Origin of the sequence: Microbacterium sp. H83, assembly GCF_001650405.1 — a bacterium.
Classification (GTDB): Bacteria; Actinomycetota; Actinomycetes; order Actinomycetales; family Microbacteriaceae; genus Microbacterium.
This window is the reverse complement of record NZ_LWCU01000005.1, coordinates 53,184-66,251: the sequence shown is the minus strand read 5'-3', so window position 1 is coordinate 66,251 and position 13,068 is coordinate 53,184. Positions and strand designations below refer to the sequence as shown.

17 protein-coding genes are annotated in these 13,068 nt (G+C 69.7%); 16 read left to right on the top strand and 1 reads right to left on the bottom strand.

Going from position 1 to position 13,068, the window contains the following annotated elements; translation table 11 throughout:
- Positions 1-44: 44 nt before the first annotated feature.
- From A4X16_RS03405 to A4X16_RS03345, 13 genes are all read left to right on the top strand, one after another.
- Positions 45-707 (top strand): TetR family transcriptional regulator, encoded by a 663-nt coding sequence (locus tag A4X16_RS03405; protein ID WP_067116456.1) that lies wholly within the window; start codon positions 45-47, stop codon positions 705-707.
- Positions 704-1,732: an ABC transporter ATP-binding protein gene (locus tag A4X16_RS03400; protein WP_067116344.1), complete on the top strand. Its 1,029-nt coding sequence runs from the start codon at positions 704-706 to the stop codon at positions 1,730-1,732. The genes A4X16_RS03405 and A4X16_RS03400 overlap by 4 nt, the downstream gene beginning before the upstream one ends.
- Complete coding sequence (locus tag A4X16_RS03395; protein WP_067116341.1) at positions 1,729-2,529, top strand: ABC transporter permease subunit; 801 nt, start codon at positions 1,729-1,731, stop codon at positions 2,527-2,529. The genes A4X16_RS03400 and A4X16_RS03395 overlap by 4 nt, the downstream gene beginning before the upstream one ends.
- Positions 2,530-2,847: 318 nt before the next feature.
- Positions 2,848-3,138: a type VII secretion target gene (locus tag A4X16_RS03390; RefSeq protein ID WP_067116338.1), complete on the top strand. Its 291-nt coding sequence runs from the start codon at positions 2,848-2,850 to the stop codon at positions 3,136-3,138.
- Positions 3,138-4,448, top strand: a complete 1,311-nt coding sequence (locus A4X16_RS03385) for a putative T7SS-secreted protein (protein WP_067116335.1) — start codon at positions 3,138-3,140, stop codon at positions 4,446-4,448. Before A4X16_RS03390 ends, A4X16_RS03385 begins: the two co-directional genes overlap by 1 nt.
- Positions 4,445-4,936 carry a hypothetical protein gene (locus A4X16_RS03380; protein WP_067116332.1) on the top strand — a complete coding sequence of 164 codons (492 nt, stop codon included), beginning with the start codon at positions 4,445-4,447 and terminating at the stop codon, positions 4,934-4,936. Before A4X16_RS03385 ends, A4X16_RS03380 begins: the two co-directional genes overlap by 4 nt.
- A 145-nt stretch (positions 4,937-5,081) precedes the next feature.
- Complete coding sequence (locus A4X16_RS03375) at positions 5,082-5,471, top strand: hypothetical protein (protein ID WP_231880255.1); 390 nt, start codon at positions 5,082-5,084, stop codon at positions 5,469-5,471.
- Entirely contained in the window at positions 5,471-5,755 is a 285-nt protein-coding gene (locus A4X16_RS03370) for a WXG100 family type VII secretion target (protein WP_067116326.1), read from the top strand. Before A4X16_RS03375 ends, A4X16_RS03370 begins: the two co-directional genes overlap by 1 nt.
- 269 nt (positions 5,756-6,024) lie before the next feature.
- Positions 6,025-6,420, top strand: a complete 396-nt coding sequence (locus A4X16_RS03365) for a GntR family transcriptional regulator (protein WP_067116323.1) — start codon at positions 6,025-6,027, stop codon at positions 6,418-6,420.
- Positions 6,417-7,334: an ABC transporter ATP-binding protein gene (locus A4X16_RS03360; protein WP_067116320.1), complete on the top strand. Its 918-nt coding sequence runs from the start codon at positions 6,417-6,419 to the stop codon at positions 7,332-7,334. Before A4X16_RS03365 ends, A4X16_RS03360 begins: the two co-directional genes overlap by 4 nt.
- On the top strand, positions 7,334-8,020 hold the full coding sequence (locus A4X16_RS03355; RefSeq protein ID WP_067116317.1) for a hypothetical protein: 687 nt from the start codon (positions 7,334-7,336) through the stop codon (positions 8,018-8,020). The genes A4X16_RS03360 and A4X16_RS03355 overlap by 1 nt, the downstream gene beginning before the upstream one ends.
- Before the next feature lie 257 nt (positions 8,021-8,277).
- Complete coding sequence (locus A4X16_RS03350) at positions 8,278-9,417, top strand: FUSC family protein (protein WP_067116314.1); 1,140 nt, start codon at positions 8,278-8,280, stop codon at positions 9,415-9,417.
- A 122-nt stretch (positions 9,418-9,539) separates the two neighbouring features.
- Positions 9,540-9,998, top strand: a complete 459-nt coding sequence (locus A4X16_RS03345; RefSeq protein ID WP_197491761.1) for a GyrI-like domain-containing protein — start codon at positions 9,540-9,542, stop codon at positions 9,996-9,998.
- Positions 9,999-10,004: 6 nt separating this feature from the next.
- Here A4X16_RS03345 and A4X16_RS03340 read toward each other — a convergent pair whose 3' ends face one another.
- Positions 10,005-10,223 carry an SCO4848 family membrane protein gene (locus A4X16_RS03340; protein ID WP_067116308.1) on the bottom strand — a complete coding sequence of 73 codons (219 nt, stop codon included), beginning with the start codon at positions 10,221-10,223 and terminating at the stop codon, positions 10,005-10,007.
- A gap of 94 nt (positions 10,224-10,317) precedes the next feature.
- On the opposite strand from A4X16_RS03340, the gene A4X16_RS03335 reads away from it, so the two are divergent.
- The 3 genes from A4X16_RS03335 (at position 10,318) to A4X16_RS03325 (ending at position 13,067) form a co-directional block, all read left to right on the top strand.
- On the top strand, positions 10,318-10,944 hold the full coding sequence (locus tag A4X16_RS03335; protein ID WP_231880254.1) for an RNA polymerase sigma factor: 627 nt from the start codon (positions 10,318-10,320) through the stop codon (positions 10,942-10,944).
- On the top strand, positions 10,941-11,402 hold the full coding sequence (locus tag A4X16_RS03330; RefSeq protein ID WP_067116302.1) for a hypothetical protein: 462 nt from the start codon (positions 10,941-10,943) through the stop codon (positions 11,400-11,402). Before A4X16_RS03335 ends, A4X16_RS03330 begins: the two co-directional genes overlap by 4 nt.
- Positions 11,403-11,501: 99 nt before the next feature.
- Positions 11,502-13,067, top strand: a complete 1,566-nt coding sequence (locus A4X16_RS03325; protein WP_067116299.1) for a S8 family peptidase — start codon at positions 11,502-11,504, stop codon at positions 13,065-13,067.
- Position 13,068: the final 1 nt, after the last annotated feature.

Sequence of the window (13,068 nt, the reverse complement as noted above, 5' to 3'; positions counted from 1 at the left end):
GGAGCCTCTTGACCCATGCTGAACAAGCGTTTAGTGTGCTGTACATGCGTTCAGCATCCGACGATCTCACGGCCCGCGCCCGCATCCGGGACGCCGCCATCGCCGCCTTCGCCCGCGACGGCTTCGACGCCACGAGCCTGCGGGCGATCGCTCGCGACGCGGGCGTCAGCGCCGCTCTGATCGTCCACCATTTCGGCGACAAGGGCGCCCTCCGCGAGCAGTGCGACGACTATGTCGTGAGCGTCTTCATCGACGAGGACCACGACGTCATCCGCGCGCCGTCGAGCGACCGCATCCGCGCGGCCCTGCACGACCTCGACCGCTACGGCCCCTATATCGACTACCTGGCCCGGATGCTGGTCGACGGTTCGCCGGCCGCCGACCGCCTGTTCGACAGCCTCCTCGACCGCACCCGGAACGTCCTCGGCGAGCAGCGCGAGGCGGGCATGCTCGAGCCGATGAGCGACCCCGAGATGACCACGCTGCTCGTCACGCTCATCGGCCTGGGACCCGTGGTGATGCGCGGCCAGATGTCGAGGGCGCTCGGCGCCGACCAGCTCAGCCCGGCCGGGCTGCTCCGCATGACCCTTCCGACGCTGGAGCTGCTCACCCACGGCATCTACTCCACCACTGCACTGCTCGACGGTGCGCGAGAGGCCATCGCCCAGGAGGGCGGCGCAGACGGATCGAGAGGAGACGCATCATGAGCGACACCATCGAGGTCGATCAGCTGCACAAGCGCTACGGCAGTCGCATCGCCGTGCACGAGCTCGACCTCCGGGTGCGACCCGGCACGGTCTTCGGCCTCATCGGACCCAACGGCGCCGGCAAGACGACGACACTGCGGACGCTGCTCGACGTCATCCGACCCTCGGCGGGAACGGTCCGCGTGCTCGGCGAGGATCCCCGCCATGGCGGTGCTGCTCTCCGTCGCCGCATCGGCTACGTCCCCGGCGAGCTGCACCTGGAGGGCCGGGCGAGCGGTCACCGCACGCTGTCGTTCTACGCCGAGGTCTCGGGATCCGGCGACGCCGCGGCGACTCTGCACGCGGCACGCGACCTCGCCGACCGCCTCGGGGTCGATCTGAACCGCCCCGTGCGCACCCTCTCGAAGGGCAACAAGCAGAAGGTCGGCCTCATCCAGGCCTTCATGCATCGGCCGGAGCTGCTGATCCTCGACGAGCCGACCAGCGGCCTCGACCCCCTGGTGCAGCGCGAGTTCCTGCAGATGGTGCGCGAGGCGAAGGACGCCGGCCAGACCGTGCTCCTCAGCTCGCACGTGCTCAGCGAGATCCAGCAGACCGCCGACGAGGTCGCGGTGCTCGCGAACGGACGGGTCGTGGCCGACGGAGACGTCGCCTCTCTGCGACTCGGGTCCATCCGACGGGTGCGAGCCGAGATCGACGCGACGGATGCCGGTGCCGCGCGCGCTCGCTTCGACGGCCTCCCCGGTCTGAGCGGTCTCGAGCTGCGCGAGGGCGACGGCATCCTCACCCTCTCCGGAACCGTCGACGGCGCCATCGACCCGTTCGTCAAGGCGCTCGCGTCGTTCGACGTCCGCGACCTCAGCGTCGAGGAGCCCGACCTCGAGGAGTCCGTGCTCCGCCTGTACGGCAGCGCGGCCTCGCCGGACGGACGCACGCCCGGCTCGCAGACGGATGCCGGGGCCCGAGCGGATGCCGGCGAGCAGCTCACCCGACGAACGCGTCGCGGACGGAGGGAGCGGCCATGACCCGCATCCTGCCGGTGTTCCGGCGCAGCATGCGCGAATCGTGGCGCGGTCTGCTCGGCTGGACGGTCGGACTGGCCGCGGTGCTCGGCCTGTACCTGCCGCTGTATCCGAGTCTCGGCGGCAGCGCGCAGCTGCAGGACCTGATCTCCGCCCTCCCGAAGGAGCTCGTGGAGACCATCGGGTACGACCAGATCTCCAGCGGGGCGGGATACACGCAGAGCACGTTCTATGGCCTGATGGGCTTCCTGCTCACGACCATCGCTGCCGTGATCTGGGGTTCCGCCGCGCTCGCCGGCGCCGAGGAGAGCGGTCGCGCCGAGCTCGACCTCGCGCACGGGATCGGTCGGGGACAATACGCCCTCGAGTCCGCGGCGGCCGTGCTCGTGCGCCTGCTCTGGCTCGGCGTCTTCTCGGGAGCGATGATCTGGGCGTTGAACGGCCCGTCGGAACTCGATCTCGAGCCCGTGCGCATCGTGGGGGCGAGCGCCGCGCTGGTCGGACTCGCGTTCCTCACCGCATCCGCCGCTCTCTTCGCCGGTGCAGCCACGGGGCGACGCGTCTGGGCGACCGGCGTCGGCGCCGGGATCGCCGTGCTCGGGTACATCCTGCAGGCCCTCGCGAAGCAGTCCGACGACCTCGACTGGCTTAACGCGCTGTCCCCCTACGCGTGGGTCTATCGGCAGTCGCCGCTCGCCGAGGGCGTGGATGCCGGCGGACTCGCGCTCACGTGGGGCCTGGCACTCCTGCTCGCCGCCGGGTCGGCCCTGGCGCTGCGCGCCCGCGACCTCCGCGGCTGACTCCGCGCCGGCGGCGGCGGGTTCCGGGGTCGCGCGCCGGGTTTGTCCGTGCTGCGGGGGTCGAATTCGCCCGCGGACCGGCCCTCGACGGTCTTGCGGCCCCACGCGCCCGTTCGGCGCCGGGATGGATGGAAAACGCCCCTGCGGAGGCGCGCTGCGCGACGTTTTCCATCCATCCTGCCGCGCTGCCGGAACGGCATCCGCCTCCGGTCGTCGGTCAAGACGACTCGCCCTGCTGAACATTGGAATATAGCCGTACTGAGTCTCGCAACGCCTCATATGAGGACATAATGTTGTCATTCGTCACTGGGGGGCGACATGGCAGATGTGGAGACCGACGAGCTCCGGGAGTGGGCGAGAAAGGCCGACGCGGTGCGGGCGGACTTCGGGTCAGTGGTGGTCGCGAAGTCCTCGGGCCTCGGGACGGAGTGGGTCGATGAGGCCGTGGCACGATTCGGCGAGAGCTGGTCGCTGGCGCTGAGCCGCCGCCTGGACGACGTCGACACGTTCGCGGAGAACCTGCGACAGACCGCTGATGTCTTCGATCGCGGCGACGACGCGTCGAGGAGCGAACTCGACCAGATGATCTGGTCGGAGAGCGACGGCTGATGCTCGAGCTGGGCATGACGACGGACCCGGTCGCGTTGATACCGGGCTCGTATGCCGCCGCGCACACCGTGGCCTCGACGTGGCGATCGCGATCGGAGGCGTCGACCGAGCTCCGCGACGGGCTGCGCAGACTCGAGGTCGACTCCGCGTGGCAGGGATATCCGTACGAGAAGTACCTCGAGCGGGCGGAGCACCTGCGCTCGTCGTGGGAGAAGACCGGCGGGCTCCTGATGGACGGCGCTGCCGCCCTGTCGGCGTACGGCGACGCGCTGCGCTGGGCGCAGGACGAAGCTGCGCGCGCCATCGACCTGTGGGAGCAGGCGGAGGCGGCGACCATCGCGTCGCAGGCGGCGCACCGACGGGAGGTTCGTCGGCTGGAGCGCGAGCTCGGCCTGCGGCACGTCGAACTGGACATGCCGTTCGTCGATGGCGGGGCGGACCTGCGCATGCAGGCGCTCGATGTACTGACCAACGCGCGGGGCGTGCTGGAGACGTATGCGGTGGATGCCGCGAACGCCATCCACGATGCGGCCGATGCCGCTCCCGTCGAGACGCCGGACCGGACCGAGAGCACGAAGAACTGGGCGACGGCGGGAGCGATCGGCTCGATCGCCTTCGAGACGGTCGTGCTCAACCCGGCGATCGATCAGCTGAACTTCATCGCCTCGATGGGCAACGCGCTCATCAATCACCCGGACATCCTGCTCGAACTGCTGGGCGGGGTCGCGTCGGTGATCGTCGGCGGAACGATGATCGGCGGCGGTGGCGCACTCGCGCTCACCGGCGTGGGCGCGGCTCCCGGTGGCGGTGTGGCGTGGGCAGGAGTGGGCATCGCGGCTGCGGGGCTGGCCGCCGCCGGTCACGCCGCCGGACGGTGGATGAACGAGGCGACCGGCGACGATGCGGTCGATGTCGTTCAGCGGTTGCCGCATCCCGTGCACGGCGGACGAGATATCGAAGGCAAGTACAACGGTGATGGTCAGCGACCATGGGTCAATACGGAGAAGATCGGGCTCGATGCTTTCGCGGAGAGGACACACACAGATGTCATCCGCGACAAAGTGCGTGCGACGATCGACGGATATCACTACCGCCCAGACGCAGGCTGGGATCAGCACCGCTATTACGACGGCCTGTTCAGGAACTCGGACGGCACCTACACCGGCATCGAGGTCAAGGGTGGAACTGGGACCGGCGAGGCCGCGCAGCGAGCCTTCGACAGCCTCGTCAGCCCGGAAAGACCGGCCACCGCCACCCTTAATGGCGAGAAGATCAAGATTACGAAGGTGATTCTGGAGACCGTGAAATGAGCAAGCCCACACACATCACGCAGATCAACGGCCAGAGCCGTGGCCCGTTTGTCGACTACGCGCGCCCGTATCCGGAGCAGTTGCGCGTCTCGCTGAACCGCATGAACGCCTCCACCTTCTGGGCATACAGCCTGTGGCGCGCGCCCGAGGGCGCCGACCTCCTGGACAGCATCCCGTTCAACGACGAGTACATCCAGTGCGCCGGCACCGCCGGGGCCATGGCGATCGAGGTCCGCTACGTCGACCCCGACGGCACCGCCCACCAGTACGCGGTCGGCAAACCCGGCGGCGACCACACCGACGATCCGACCGAGGAGATCCACTGGGACGAAGGCCGGCACAGCGTCCTCGTCCACCCGAACGAAGTATTCACCGCCGACGAAGCCGCAGTCATCTTCTACACCTACTTCCTCACCGACAAGGTCTCCCAGCCCTACGGGCTCCGCGAGCTCGACATGAGCCGGCCGGAACCCGCAGGCGACGACTGATGCGCATCCGACTCATTCGGATGCGCCCGAAAGCAGCCAAGTGAGCAAGCCCACACACATCGATCAAATCAACGGCTCTACGCGAGGCGCTCTGCTCGATGACCTCCGGTCATACCCCGAGGAGATCAGGTTCTCGCTGAACCGCATGAACGCTTCCACCTTCTGGGCATACAGCCTGTGGCGCGCGCCCGAGGGCGCCGACCTCCTGCACAGCATCCCGTTCAACGACGAGTACATCCAGTGCGCCGGCACCGCCGGGGCCATGGCGATCGAGGTCCGTTGTGTCGACCCCGACGGCACCGCCCACCAGTACGCGGTCGGCAAACCCGGCGGCGACCACACCGGCGATCCGACCGAGGAGATCCACTGGGACGAAGGCCGGCACAGCGTCTTCGTCCACCCGAACGAAGTGTTCACCGCCGACGAGGCCGCAGTCATCTTCTACACCTACTTCCTCACCGACAAGGTCTCCCAGCCCTACACACTCCGCGAGCTCGACATGAGCTGGCCGAAGCCCGACACCGAGGAACCCTGATGCGCATCCGCGTCGAGCACGAGCCCCTCGCCCAGTCCATCGCGGCGCTGGCGGATTCGGCGCGATGCATCCGCGCCCTCCTCGATGACCTCGACGCTGAGATCGCCGGGCTGGACGGACTCTGGGCGGGACGTGCGCGCGAGGCATACGAGCGCGCCCAGCGGAAGTGGACCGCCTGCGCCGCCGCCATGCAGTCCGCTCTGACCGACGCAGCGATCGCCGCCGCTCGCGCACAGGCGCGCACCCGCGAGGCCGAAGCGCGCGTCGCCACCCTCTGGCGCTGACGACAGCCACCGCGCCGCCTCCCCCACCCGCGCCCGCGCACCTCGCGGGGTCGATATCGCATCTCCCGAACCGTGCGGGGTCACAACAGCATCCGAATCGACTCTGCGCGGGCGAATCCGACCGCCCATCCCGCCCGGGATGCTGAATCGACCCGGCACCCGAAGCGCACGCGTCGACCGACAGAACCGGGCGGAGAATGCCCATTGACATGACCAAGGTTCAGTGGTTACCTAGTCGAGTAACTAACCCACAAACCCGCGGAGGACTCGTGATCGAAGAAGGCAAGCCGCTCTTCCTCCAGATCGCCGAGCAGATCGAGGACTCGATCATCGACGGCTCGCTCGAGGAGGAGACGCAGGCGCCTTCGACCAACGAGCTGTCCGGCTTCTACCGGATCAACCCCGCGACGGCAGCGAAGGGAGTCGCCATGCTCACCGACAAGGGAGTGCTGTACAAGCGCCGCGGCATCGGCATGTTCGTCGCCGCGGGCGCGCGGGACCTCGTCCTCGGAGAGCGCCGCTCGGCGTTCGCCGACCGATACATCGATCCGCTCCTCGCCGAGGCCCGCACGCTGGGCCTCTCCGCCGCAGACCTCGCGGCCCTGCTCACCGAGCGGGCGGCACACGCAGACGCAGCACAGACAGAAGGGAAGAACCCCGCATGACCGCCGTCATCGAGGTGCAGAACCTCACCAAGCGCTTCAAGGACAAGCGCGCGCTCGACAACGTGTCGCTCAGCCTCGAGGCCGGCTCGATCTACGGCCTGCTCGGCCGCAACGGCGCCGGCAAGACCACGCTCATGTCGATCCTCACGGCGCAGAACTTCGAGAGCTCCGGCACCGTGCGGGTCTTCGGCGAGCACCCCTACGAGAACACGCGGGTCCTCAATCGCGTCTGCTTCGTGCGCGAGAGTCAGAAGTACCCGGACGACGCCTACCCGCGCCACGCGTTCAAGGCGGCGAGCCTGTTCTTCGAGAACTGGGACCAGGCCTTCGCAGAGGAGCTCATCGAGGAGTTCCAGCTGCCGATGAAGCAGACCATCAAGAAGCTCTCGCGCGGACAGCTCTCGGCCGTCGGAGTCATCATCGGACTCGCCTCGCGCGCCGACCTGACCTTCTTCGACGAGCCCTACCTCGGCTTGGATGCCGTCGCGCGGCAGATCTTCTACGACCGCCTGCTCGAGGACTACGCCGAGCACCCCCGCACGATCGTCCTCTCGTCGCACCTCATCGACGAGGTCTCGAACCTCATCGAGAAGGTCGTCGTCATCGACAACGGCCGGATCCTCCTGAACGAGGACACGGATGCCGTGCGCGACCGCGCCGTCACCGTGGTCGGCGACGCCGCGAAGGTCGATGCCTGGGCCTCTGGACGCGAGGTGCTGCACCGCGAGGCCCTCGGCCGCGTCGCCTCCGTCACCGTGCTCGGGGCGCTGACCGCCGACGAGCGCGGCGAGGTCACGGCATCCGGTCTCGACCTGGCCCCCGTGTCCCTGCAGCAGCTCATCGTGCGCCTCACGCAGAAGGCCGAGGCGCAGTCTCCCACGAGAGAGTCCTTCGCGAACGAGGAGGTGCGCTGATGCGACGCACACTGAACGTCATCCGCCTGCAGCTCATCAACCGCCAGACCTTCGTCTGGGTGCCGCTGATCATCCTCGGATCCGCCGTGGTCATCTCGGTGCTGATCTACGCGATGATCCCCGTCGACACCCCGAAGTACGGCGGCGGCGGACAGGCCCCGCTCTGGTACTTCTTCGCGATCGGCATGGGCGCGATGACCTACACGTTCCCGTTCTCGCAGGCGATGAGCATCACGCGACGCGACTTCTTCGTCGGGACTCTCATCACCGCCGTCCTCGGCAGTGCCTTCCTCGGGATCATCTTCCTGATCGGTGGCGGCATCGAGACCCTGACGAACGGATACGGCGTCAACGGCTACGTCTTCTACCTGCCCTGGCTGTGGGAGGCCGGACCCCTCGGCGCCTTCACCGTGTACTTCACGCTCGCGCTGCTGCTCTTCCTGATCGGCTTCACGGGAGCCACGATCTACAAGAGCTGGGGCCCGACCGTCCTCACCATCGTCGGAGTCGGCCTGACGCTGGTGCTGCTCGGCCTCGTGTTCCTGGCGACCCGACTCGAGCTGTGGCTCCAGGTCTGGCGGAGCGTCGGCGACCTCGGCGCCCTCGGACTCGCACTCTGGGGACTCGTGGTCGCGGCCGTGCTGAGCGCCGTCTCGTTCCTCGCCTTCCGCAGGGTCACTCCGTAGGCCGCTCCGTCGGCGCCTGCTCCGGGGGCCGGCACACCACTCGTCGGACCGCGTCACCGCATCGGTCCTTCGTCCGGTGTGTCGGCCCCCGTTCTGCGCGCGCACCGCGCCCCGAGGCCCGGCCGCCGACCACGGCCCGCGAAGGCCGCGCGGCGCCCCGCGCATCACGGCCGGGGCCCGAAGCGCAACCCTGTGTGCGCCACGGAGGCGAGCGGGCTACTCTCGCGCTCGGGGAGACGACCGACAGAGAGGATGCCGTGACGAACATCCGCACCCGGATCAGCGAACGCCGACCGGCGATCGTGCGATCCGCGGTCGACGCCGTGCGTCCCGCCCGTCTGCTTCTCGTCGCGAAGACGGCGCTCGCAGTGGGCCTCGCCTGGACGATCGCGCCGCACATGCCCGGCGTCACCGACGAGTACCCGTACTACGCCCCGCTCGGCGCGCTCGTGAGCATGTACCCGACGCTCATGGGCTCGGTCCGGTCGGGACTGCAGACGCTACTCGGCCTCGCGACCGGCATCGCGCTCGCCTCCGTGGTCGTGCTGACCGTGGGGCCGAACTGGTGGACCATCCCGGCCGTCGTCGGCATCGGAGTCCTGGTGTCGGGAACCGGCTGGTTCGGCGTCGGCCGCGAGTACGTCCCGATGGCCGCCCTGTTCGTGCTGATCATCGGCGGACAGAACGCCGACGAGTACTCGGTCGGCTATCTCGCCCAGATGGCTGTGGGCGTCATCATCGGCCTCGTCGTGAATCTCGCGATCGCACCGGCCCCGCTCACTCTCGTCGCCGCTGCGCGCGTGGAGGCGTTCCGCGAGCAGCTCGGCGACCACCTCCACGCGATCGGATATGCGGTGACCGAGTCGTGGCCGCCGGAGCACGAGCAGTGGGCGGAGGATGCGGCACAGCTCGCCGACACGACCGCATCCCTGCGCGTCGCCCTGTCGGAGGCGGACGACAGCCGTCGAGCCAATCCGCGCGCCCGCGGACGTCGCGGGGAGACGCAGCACATCCACGAGGAGCTCGGACGGCTCGACCGGATCGCACACCTCATCCGCGACATCTCGGACGCCACCGCCGACACGATCTGGGAGCGCCCCGGAGCGATCGCACTCGATCCGGAGCTTCCCGAGCCTCTCGCGGCCGCCTGCCATGCCGTCGCCGACGTCATCAGCCGGGGGGATCCGGACTCGGCCGATGCGCATCGGGTCCGCGGCGAGGCCGCGCGGGCGATCCGGCTGCTGCTCGAGAAGGTCGACGACCGCACGATCGACGCCCGACGCTCCATGGGCCCGGGAGTGCTGACGGCCATGCACCTGCGCCGCATCCTGATCCTCAGCGCGCCCGCGCACGAGCCGGACGACGAGGCCCGGGACGAATCGGATCCCGAGGACTGAACGGGCCCGAGGACTGAAGGGGCCCGAGGACTGAACGGGCCCGAGACAGGAGAGCGACGGGTGACGGCGTCGGACCCCGCGCGTAGGATCAGCGGCATCCGCCCCTCGATCTGGAGACGATGATGTCCGACCTGAAGATCACAGAGAAGCCCCTGCCGTTCGTGCGCCTCGCCGCCCTGACCGAGACCGTGGGCTCGCAGCCCGAGGTGTCGGCCGTGGTCGGCCCGCTGTTCGACCGGGTGGCCGACGCCATCGTCGCATCGGGCGGCGAGCCGGGCCTGCCGATCGCCGTGTACGACATGAACAAGCACGGGGTGCGCGTCCGCGTCGGGTTCACGTACGACGGGCCGGCCATCGACGGGGTCGACATCCTCGAGCTGCCCGCCGTCGAATCCGCGGTCACCGGCACGCACCTCGGCGCGATGGCGACGATCGACGACAGCTGGCACGCGATCCACCAGGCGATCGAAGAGCGAGGCGTCCGCGCTCAGGGCGCCTGCCGCGAGGTGTACCTGGAGTCCGGATCCGACGACCAGTCGACCTGGGTCACCGAGCTGCAGCAGCCGATCGCCACCGAGTGAGAGCGGTCAGAGCGCCCCGGCGAGCGCGGCGACGCCGACCGCGACCGACACGACGGCGAGCACCAGCGCGATCGCGATGAGCACGGCGTGGACCTTCAGGAACGTCGTGGCCCTGCCGTCGGCATCCCGCGCACGGGGATCGTTCGCGACCCGCGTGTAGAACCGCGGCCAGACGAGCACGTTGAAGGCGGCGTTGAGAAAGAGGACGACGGCGAGGGCGATCACTCCTCCACGCTAACGCCCGTCTGACAGATCGACCGCGTCCATGTATCACGCGGCTCTTGCCGTGCTCCTGATCTGTGTGATCACAATGGGACTCATGATCGACGGCGCACCCGGCGGCGCCGCTCTCGATCCTGCACCGGATGACGGCGCGGCTCGCTGGAGACGCGCCGCCGCTCTCTTCGACGCATGGCGGGACGGCGACAGCCGCGCGATGGACGACCTCGTGCGGCTGATGACGCCTGTGCTCTGGCACGTCGTTCGCGCGTACGGCCTCGACCGCACACTGACAGAGGACGTCATCCAGACCGCGTGGCTGCAGCTCGTCCGCGGACAGCGGTCGATCAGCGAGCCGCGCGCCGTCTCGGCGTGGCTGACCACGACGGCACGGCGCGAGGCCTGGCGCGCGAGCAAGGCGCAGAACCGGGTCGACACGACCGAGACGGATGCTCTCGACACGCTCCTCCCCGAACAGGAGTCGGCCGAGCATCATGCGGCGGTCCGCGACGAGCAGCGGCGCCTGTGGTCGGCCGTGACGCTTCTTCCCGAACGCTGCCAGCGACTGCTGCGCGTGATCGCGTTCGAGGAGCGACCGGACTACGCCCGTCTCGCCGCGGATCTCGCCATGCCCGTGGGGAGCATCGGACCCACCAGACAGCGCTGCCTCGCGAAGCTCCGTGCGCTCCTCGACGCGCCGACATCCCGGACGGAGGGAACATCATGAGCGCGCACGACCGCGAGGATGCCGCCCTGTTCGCACAGCTTCGATCGCTGTGGCGCGACGTCGACCCGGTGCCGGCCACGCTGATCGACCGCATGATCGCGGCCGTCGCGACCGAAGGGCTCTCCCAGGAATACGCCCTGCTGACGCTCGTCGAGCAGCCGCTCGGCCTGGTGCGCGGCGAAGCGGACGCGTTGACCCTCCAGTTCAGCGACGGCACGACCAGCATCCTGCTGCACGTCACGCAGACGGCCGGAGGTCGCCATCGCGTCGACGGCTGGGTCGACACGAGCGCCGCCGTGATCGACCTCGTGCAGGGGGAGCGCACGCGATCGACGACGTCGAGCGAGACGGGTCGGTTCGTGTTCGACGACGTTCCTCACGGGCTCACGCTCGTGCGCCTCGCCACCACCGTGGGCGATGAGGACCGCATCCTGACGACGCCGCAGTTCGAGTTGTGATCCACCGCGGGTCCGCCCGCACACACCGCGGGACGCCCCGCACAGGACGCGGGTCCGCCCGCACAGGACGCGGGTCCGCCCGCGAGGAGAGGACCGACGATGGAGCAGCCCAGGGGATGGAGCTGGCAGGATCGCGCAGAGGGGTCGATCCGGCGAGGAACCGCACTCGATCCGACGGTCGAGCCGGTCGACGGCATCCGTGCGTTCCCGACCGCGTATCTGCCGCAGCGACTCCTGATCACCGACGACCGCGACAGCGACGACGAGGGCTATGACCGGGAGATCCTCGCGCTCCGCGAGGCCGCCGCGTCCTTCGGCTGGAGCCTCGACATCGAGTCGCCGGAATCCCGCCTCGCGGCCGGCCCGCTGCTTCCGGGCGTCCCCGGGTTCCTGCGCGCGCACCTCACCACCCCCGACGCCCCTGAACGCGGCGAATCTCCGGTGCCGCCCGACGCCTGGCGCGTGCTGCAGCGCGCGCGTCGCAGCACCCGCAGCACGATGCCGCGGACGAGCCTCGAGCACGTGCTGTCGATCGACCCGGTGGGTCTCAATCCGTTCAGCCGTACGAACCCCTTCAGCCGCACCAACCCGTTCAGCCGCACCAACCCGGTGCGCGGCGCCGGGGCCGGAGGCAGCGACGACTACCTCGAGCCGGGACGCGGAGCCCGGCAGCCCGTGACCTGGGTGGGACCCGCTCCGCTGCGGGGTGCGGCTCCGAAGCGCGGCCGGCGGCCGGTCGTGGCGGTGCTCGACACCGGATGCGGGGTGCACGAGTGGCTCCCCGACGACGTCGTCACGCGCCACGCCGAGATCGACGGCATGCCGATCGGGCTCACCGACGATGCCGACCCCGAGAAGTACCCCGATCTGTACGGGCAGCTCGACGGGGAGATCGACGCGGTCGCCGGGCACGGGACGTTCATCGCGGGCATCATCCGACAGACGGCCCCGGATGCCGACATCCTGTCGATCCGGATGGCGGGGGCGCTGGGCGTGATCGACGAGAGCACGTTCCTGCTCACGGTCGCGCAGGTGGTCGAGCTCCTGCGTCGCCATCGGGAGGACCCGAAGACCGGCCACCCGATCGACGTGCTCAACCTCTCGCTCGGGTACTACCACGAGACCCCCGAGGACGGATTCTTCAGTCGCACGCTCGAGGCGATCCTCACGAAGGCGCGGGAGCTGGGCTGCGTCGTGGTCTGCTCGGCGGGCAACGACGCGATCGACCGGCCCTCGTTCCCCGCCTCGCTCTGGCCCTGGCCCGGGGCGGACAACGGCATCCCCGCCGACCGCCACGCCCCGCTCGTCTCGGTCGGCGCCCTGAACCCCTCGGGGCACTCCGTCGCCCTGTTCTCGAACGTCGGTCCCTGGGTGCGGGTCTTCGCGCCGGGCGCCGCCGTGCTCAGCACCTCGCCGGCATTCGTCGGCGGCGAACAGGCCGCGACGCGGGCCGACGTCGACGGGCTGCATCGGGAGACGATCGACCCCGACGACTACCGGGGCGGATTCGCGACGTGGAGCGGCACCTCGTTCTCGGCGCCCTTCGTCGCCGGGCGCATCGCCGCTCAGCTGGGCGCGGTTCCGACGAGCGGCCTGGCACCGGGGGGCGTCGCCAAGGCGGTCGCCGCCGTGCTGGCGACGCTGCCCACCCCGCGGGTCGGCTAGC

Excerpts from the sequence above, each read along its gene's own strand:
- A4X16_RS03405 (WP_067116456.1), top strand. The coding sequence starts at position 45 with ATGCGTTCAGCATCCGACGATCTCACGGCCCGCGCCCGCATCCGGGAC.
- A4X16_RS03400 (WP_067116344.1), top strand. The coding sequence starts at position 704 with ATGAGCGACACCATCGAGGTCGATCAGCTGCACAAGCGCTACGGCAGT.
- A4X16_RS03395 (WP_067116341.1), top strand. The coding sequence starts at position 1,729 with ATGACCCGCATCCTGCCGGTGTTCCGGCGCAGCATGCGCGAATCGTGG.
- A4X16_RS03390 (WP_067116338.1), top strand. The coding sequence starts at position 2,848 with ATGGCAGATGTGGAGACCGACGAGCTCCGGGAGTGGGCGAGAAAGGCC.
- A4X16_RS03385 (WP_067116335.1), top strand. The coding sequence starts at position 3,138 with ATGCTCGAGCTGGGCATGACGACGGACCCGGTCGCGTTGATACCGGGC.
- A4X16_RS03380 (WP_067116332.1), top strand. The coding sequence starts at position 4,445 with ATGAGCAAGCCCACACACATCACGCAGATCAACGGCCAGAGCCGTGGC.
- A4X16_RS03375 (WP_231880255.1), top strand. The coding sequence starts at position 5,082 with ATGAACGCTTCCACCTTCTGGGCATACAGCCTGTGGCGCGCGCCCGAG.
- A4X16_RS03370 (WP_067116326.1), top strand. The coding sequence starts at position 5,471 with ATGCGCATCCGCGTCGAGCACGAGCCCCTCGCCCAGTCCATCGCGGCG.
- A4X16_RS03360 (WP_067116320.1), top strand. The coding sequence starts at position 6,417 with ATGACCGCCGTCATCGAGGTGCAGAACCTCACCAAGCGCTTCAAGGAC.
- A4X16_RS03355 (WP_067116317.1), top strand. The coding sequence starts at position 7,334 with ATGCGACGCACACTGAACGTCATCCGCCTGCAGCTCATCAACCGCCAG.
- A4X16_RS03345 (WP_197491761.1), top strand. The coding sequence starts at position 9,540 with ATGTCCGACCTGAAGATCACAGAGAAGCCCCTGCCGTTCGTGCGCCTC.
- A4X16_RS03335 (WP_231880254.1), top strand. The coding sequence starts at position 10,318 with ATGATCGACGGCGCACCCGGCGGCGCCGCTCTCGATCCTGCACCGGAT.
- A4X16_RS03330 (WP_067116302.1), top strand. The coding sequence starts at position 10,941 with ATGAGCGCGCACGACCGCGAGGATGCCGCCCTGTTCGCACAGCTTCGA.
- A4X16_RS03325 (WP_067116299.1), top strand. The coding sequence starts at position 11,502 with ATGGAGCAGCCCAGGGGATGGAGCTGGCAGGATCGCGCAGAGGGGTCG.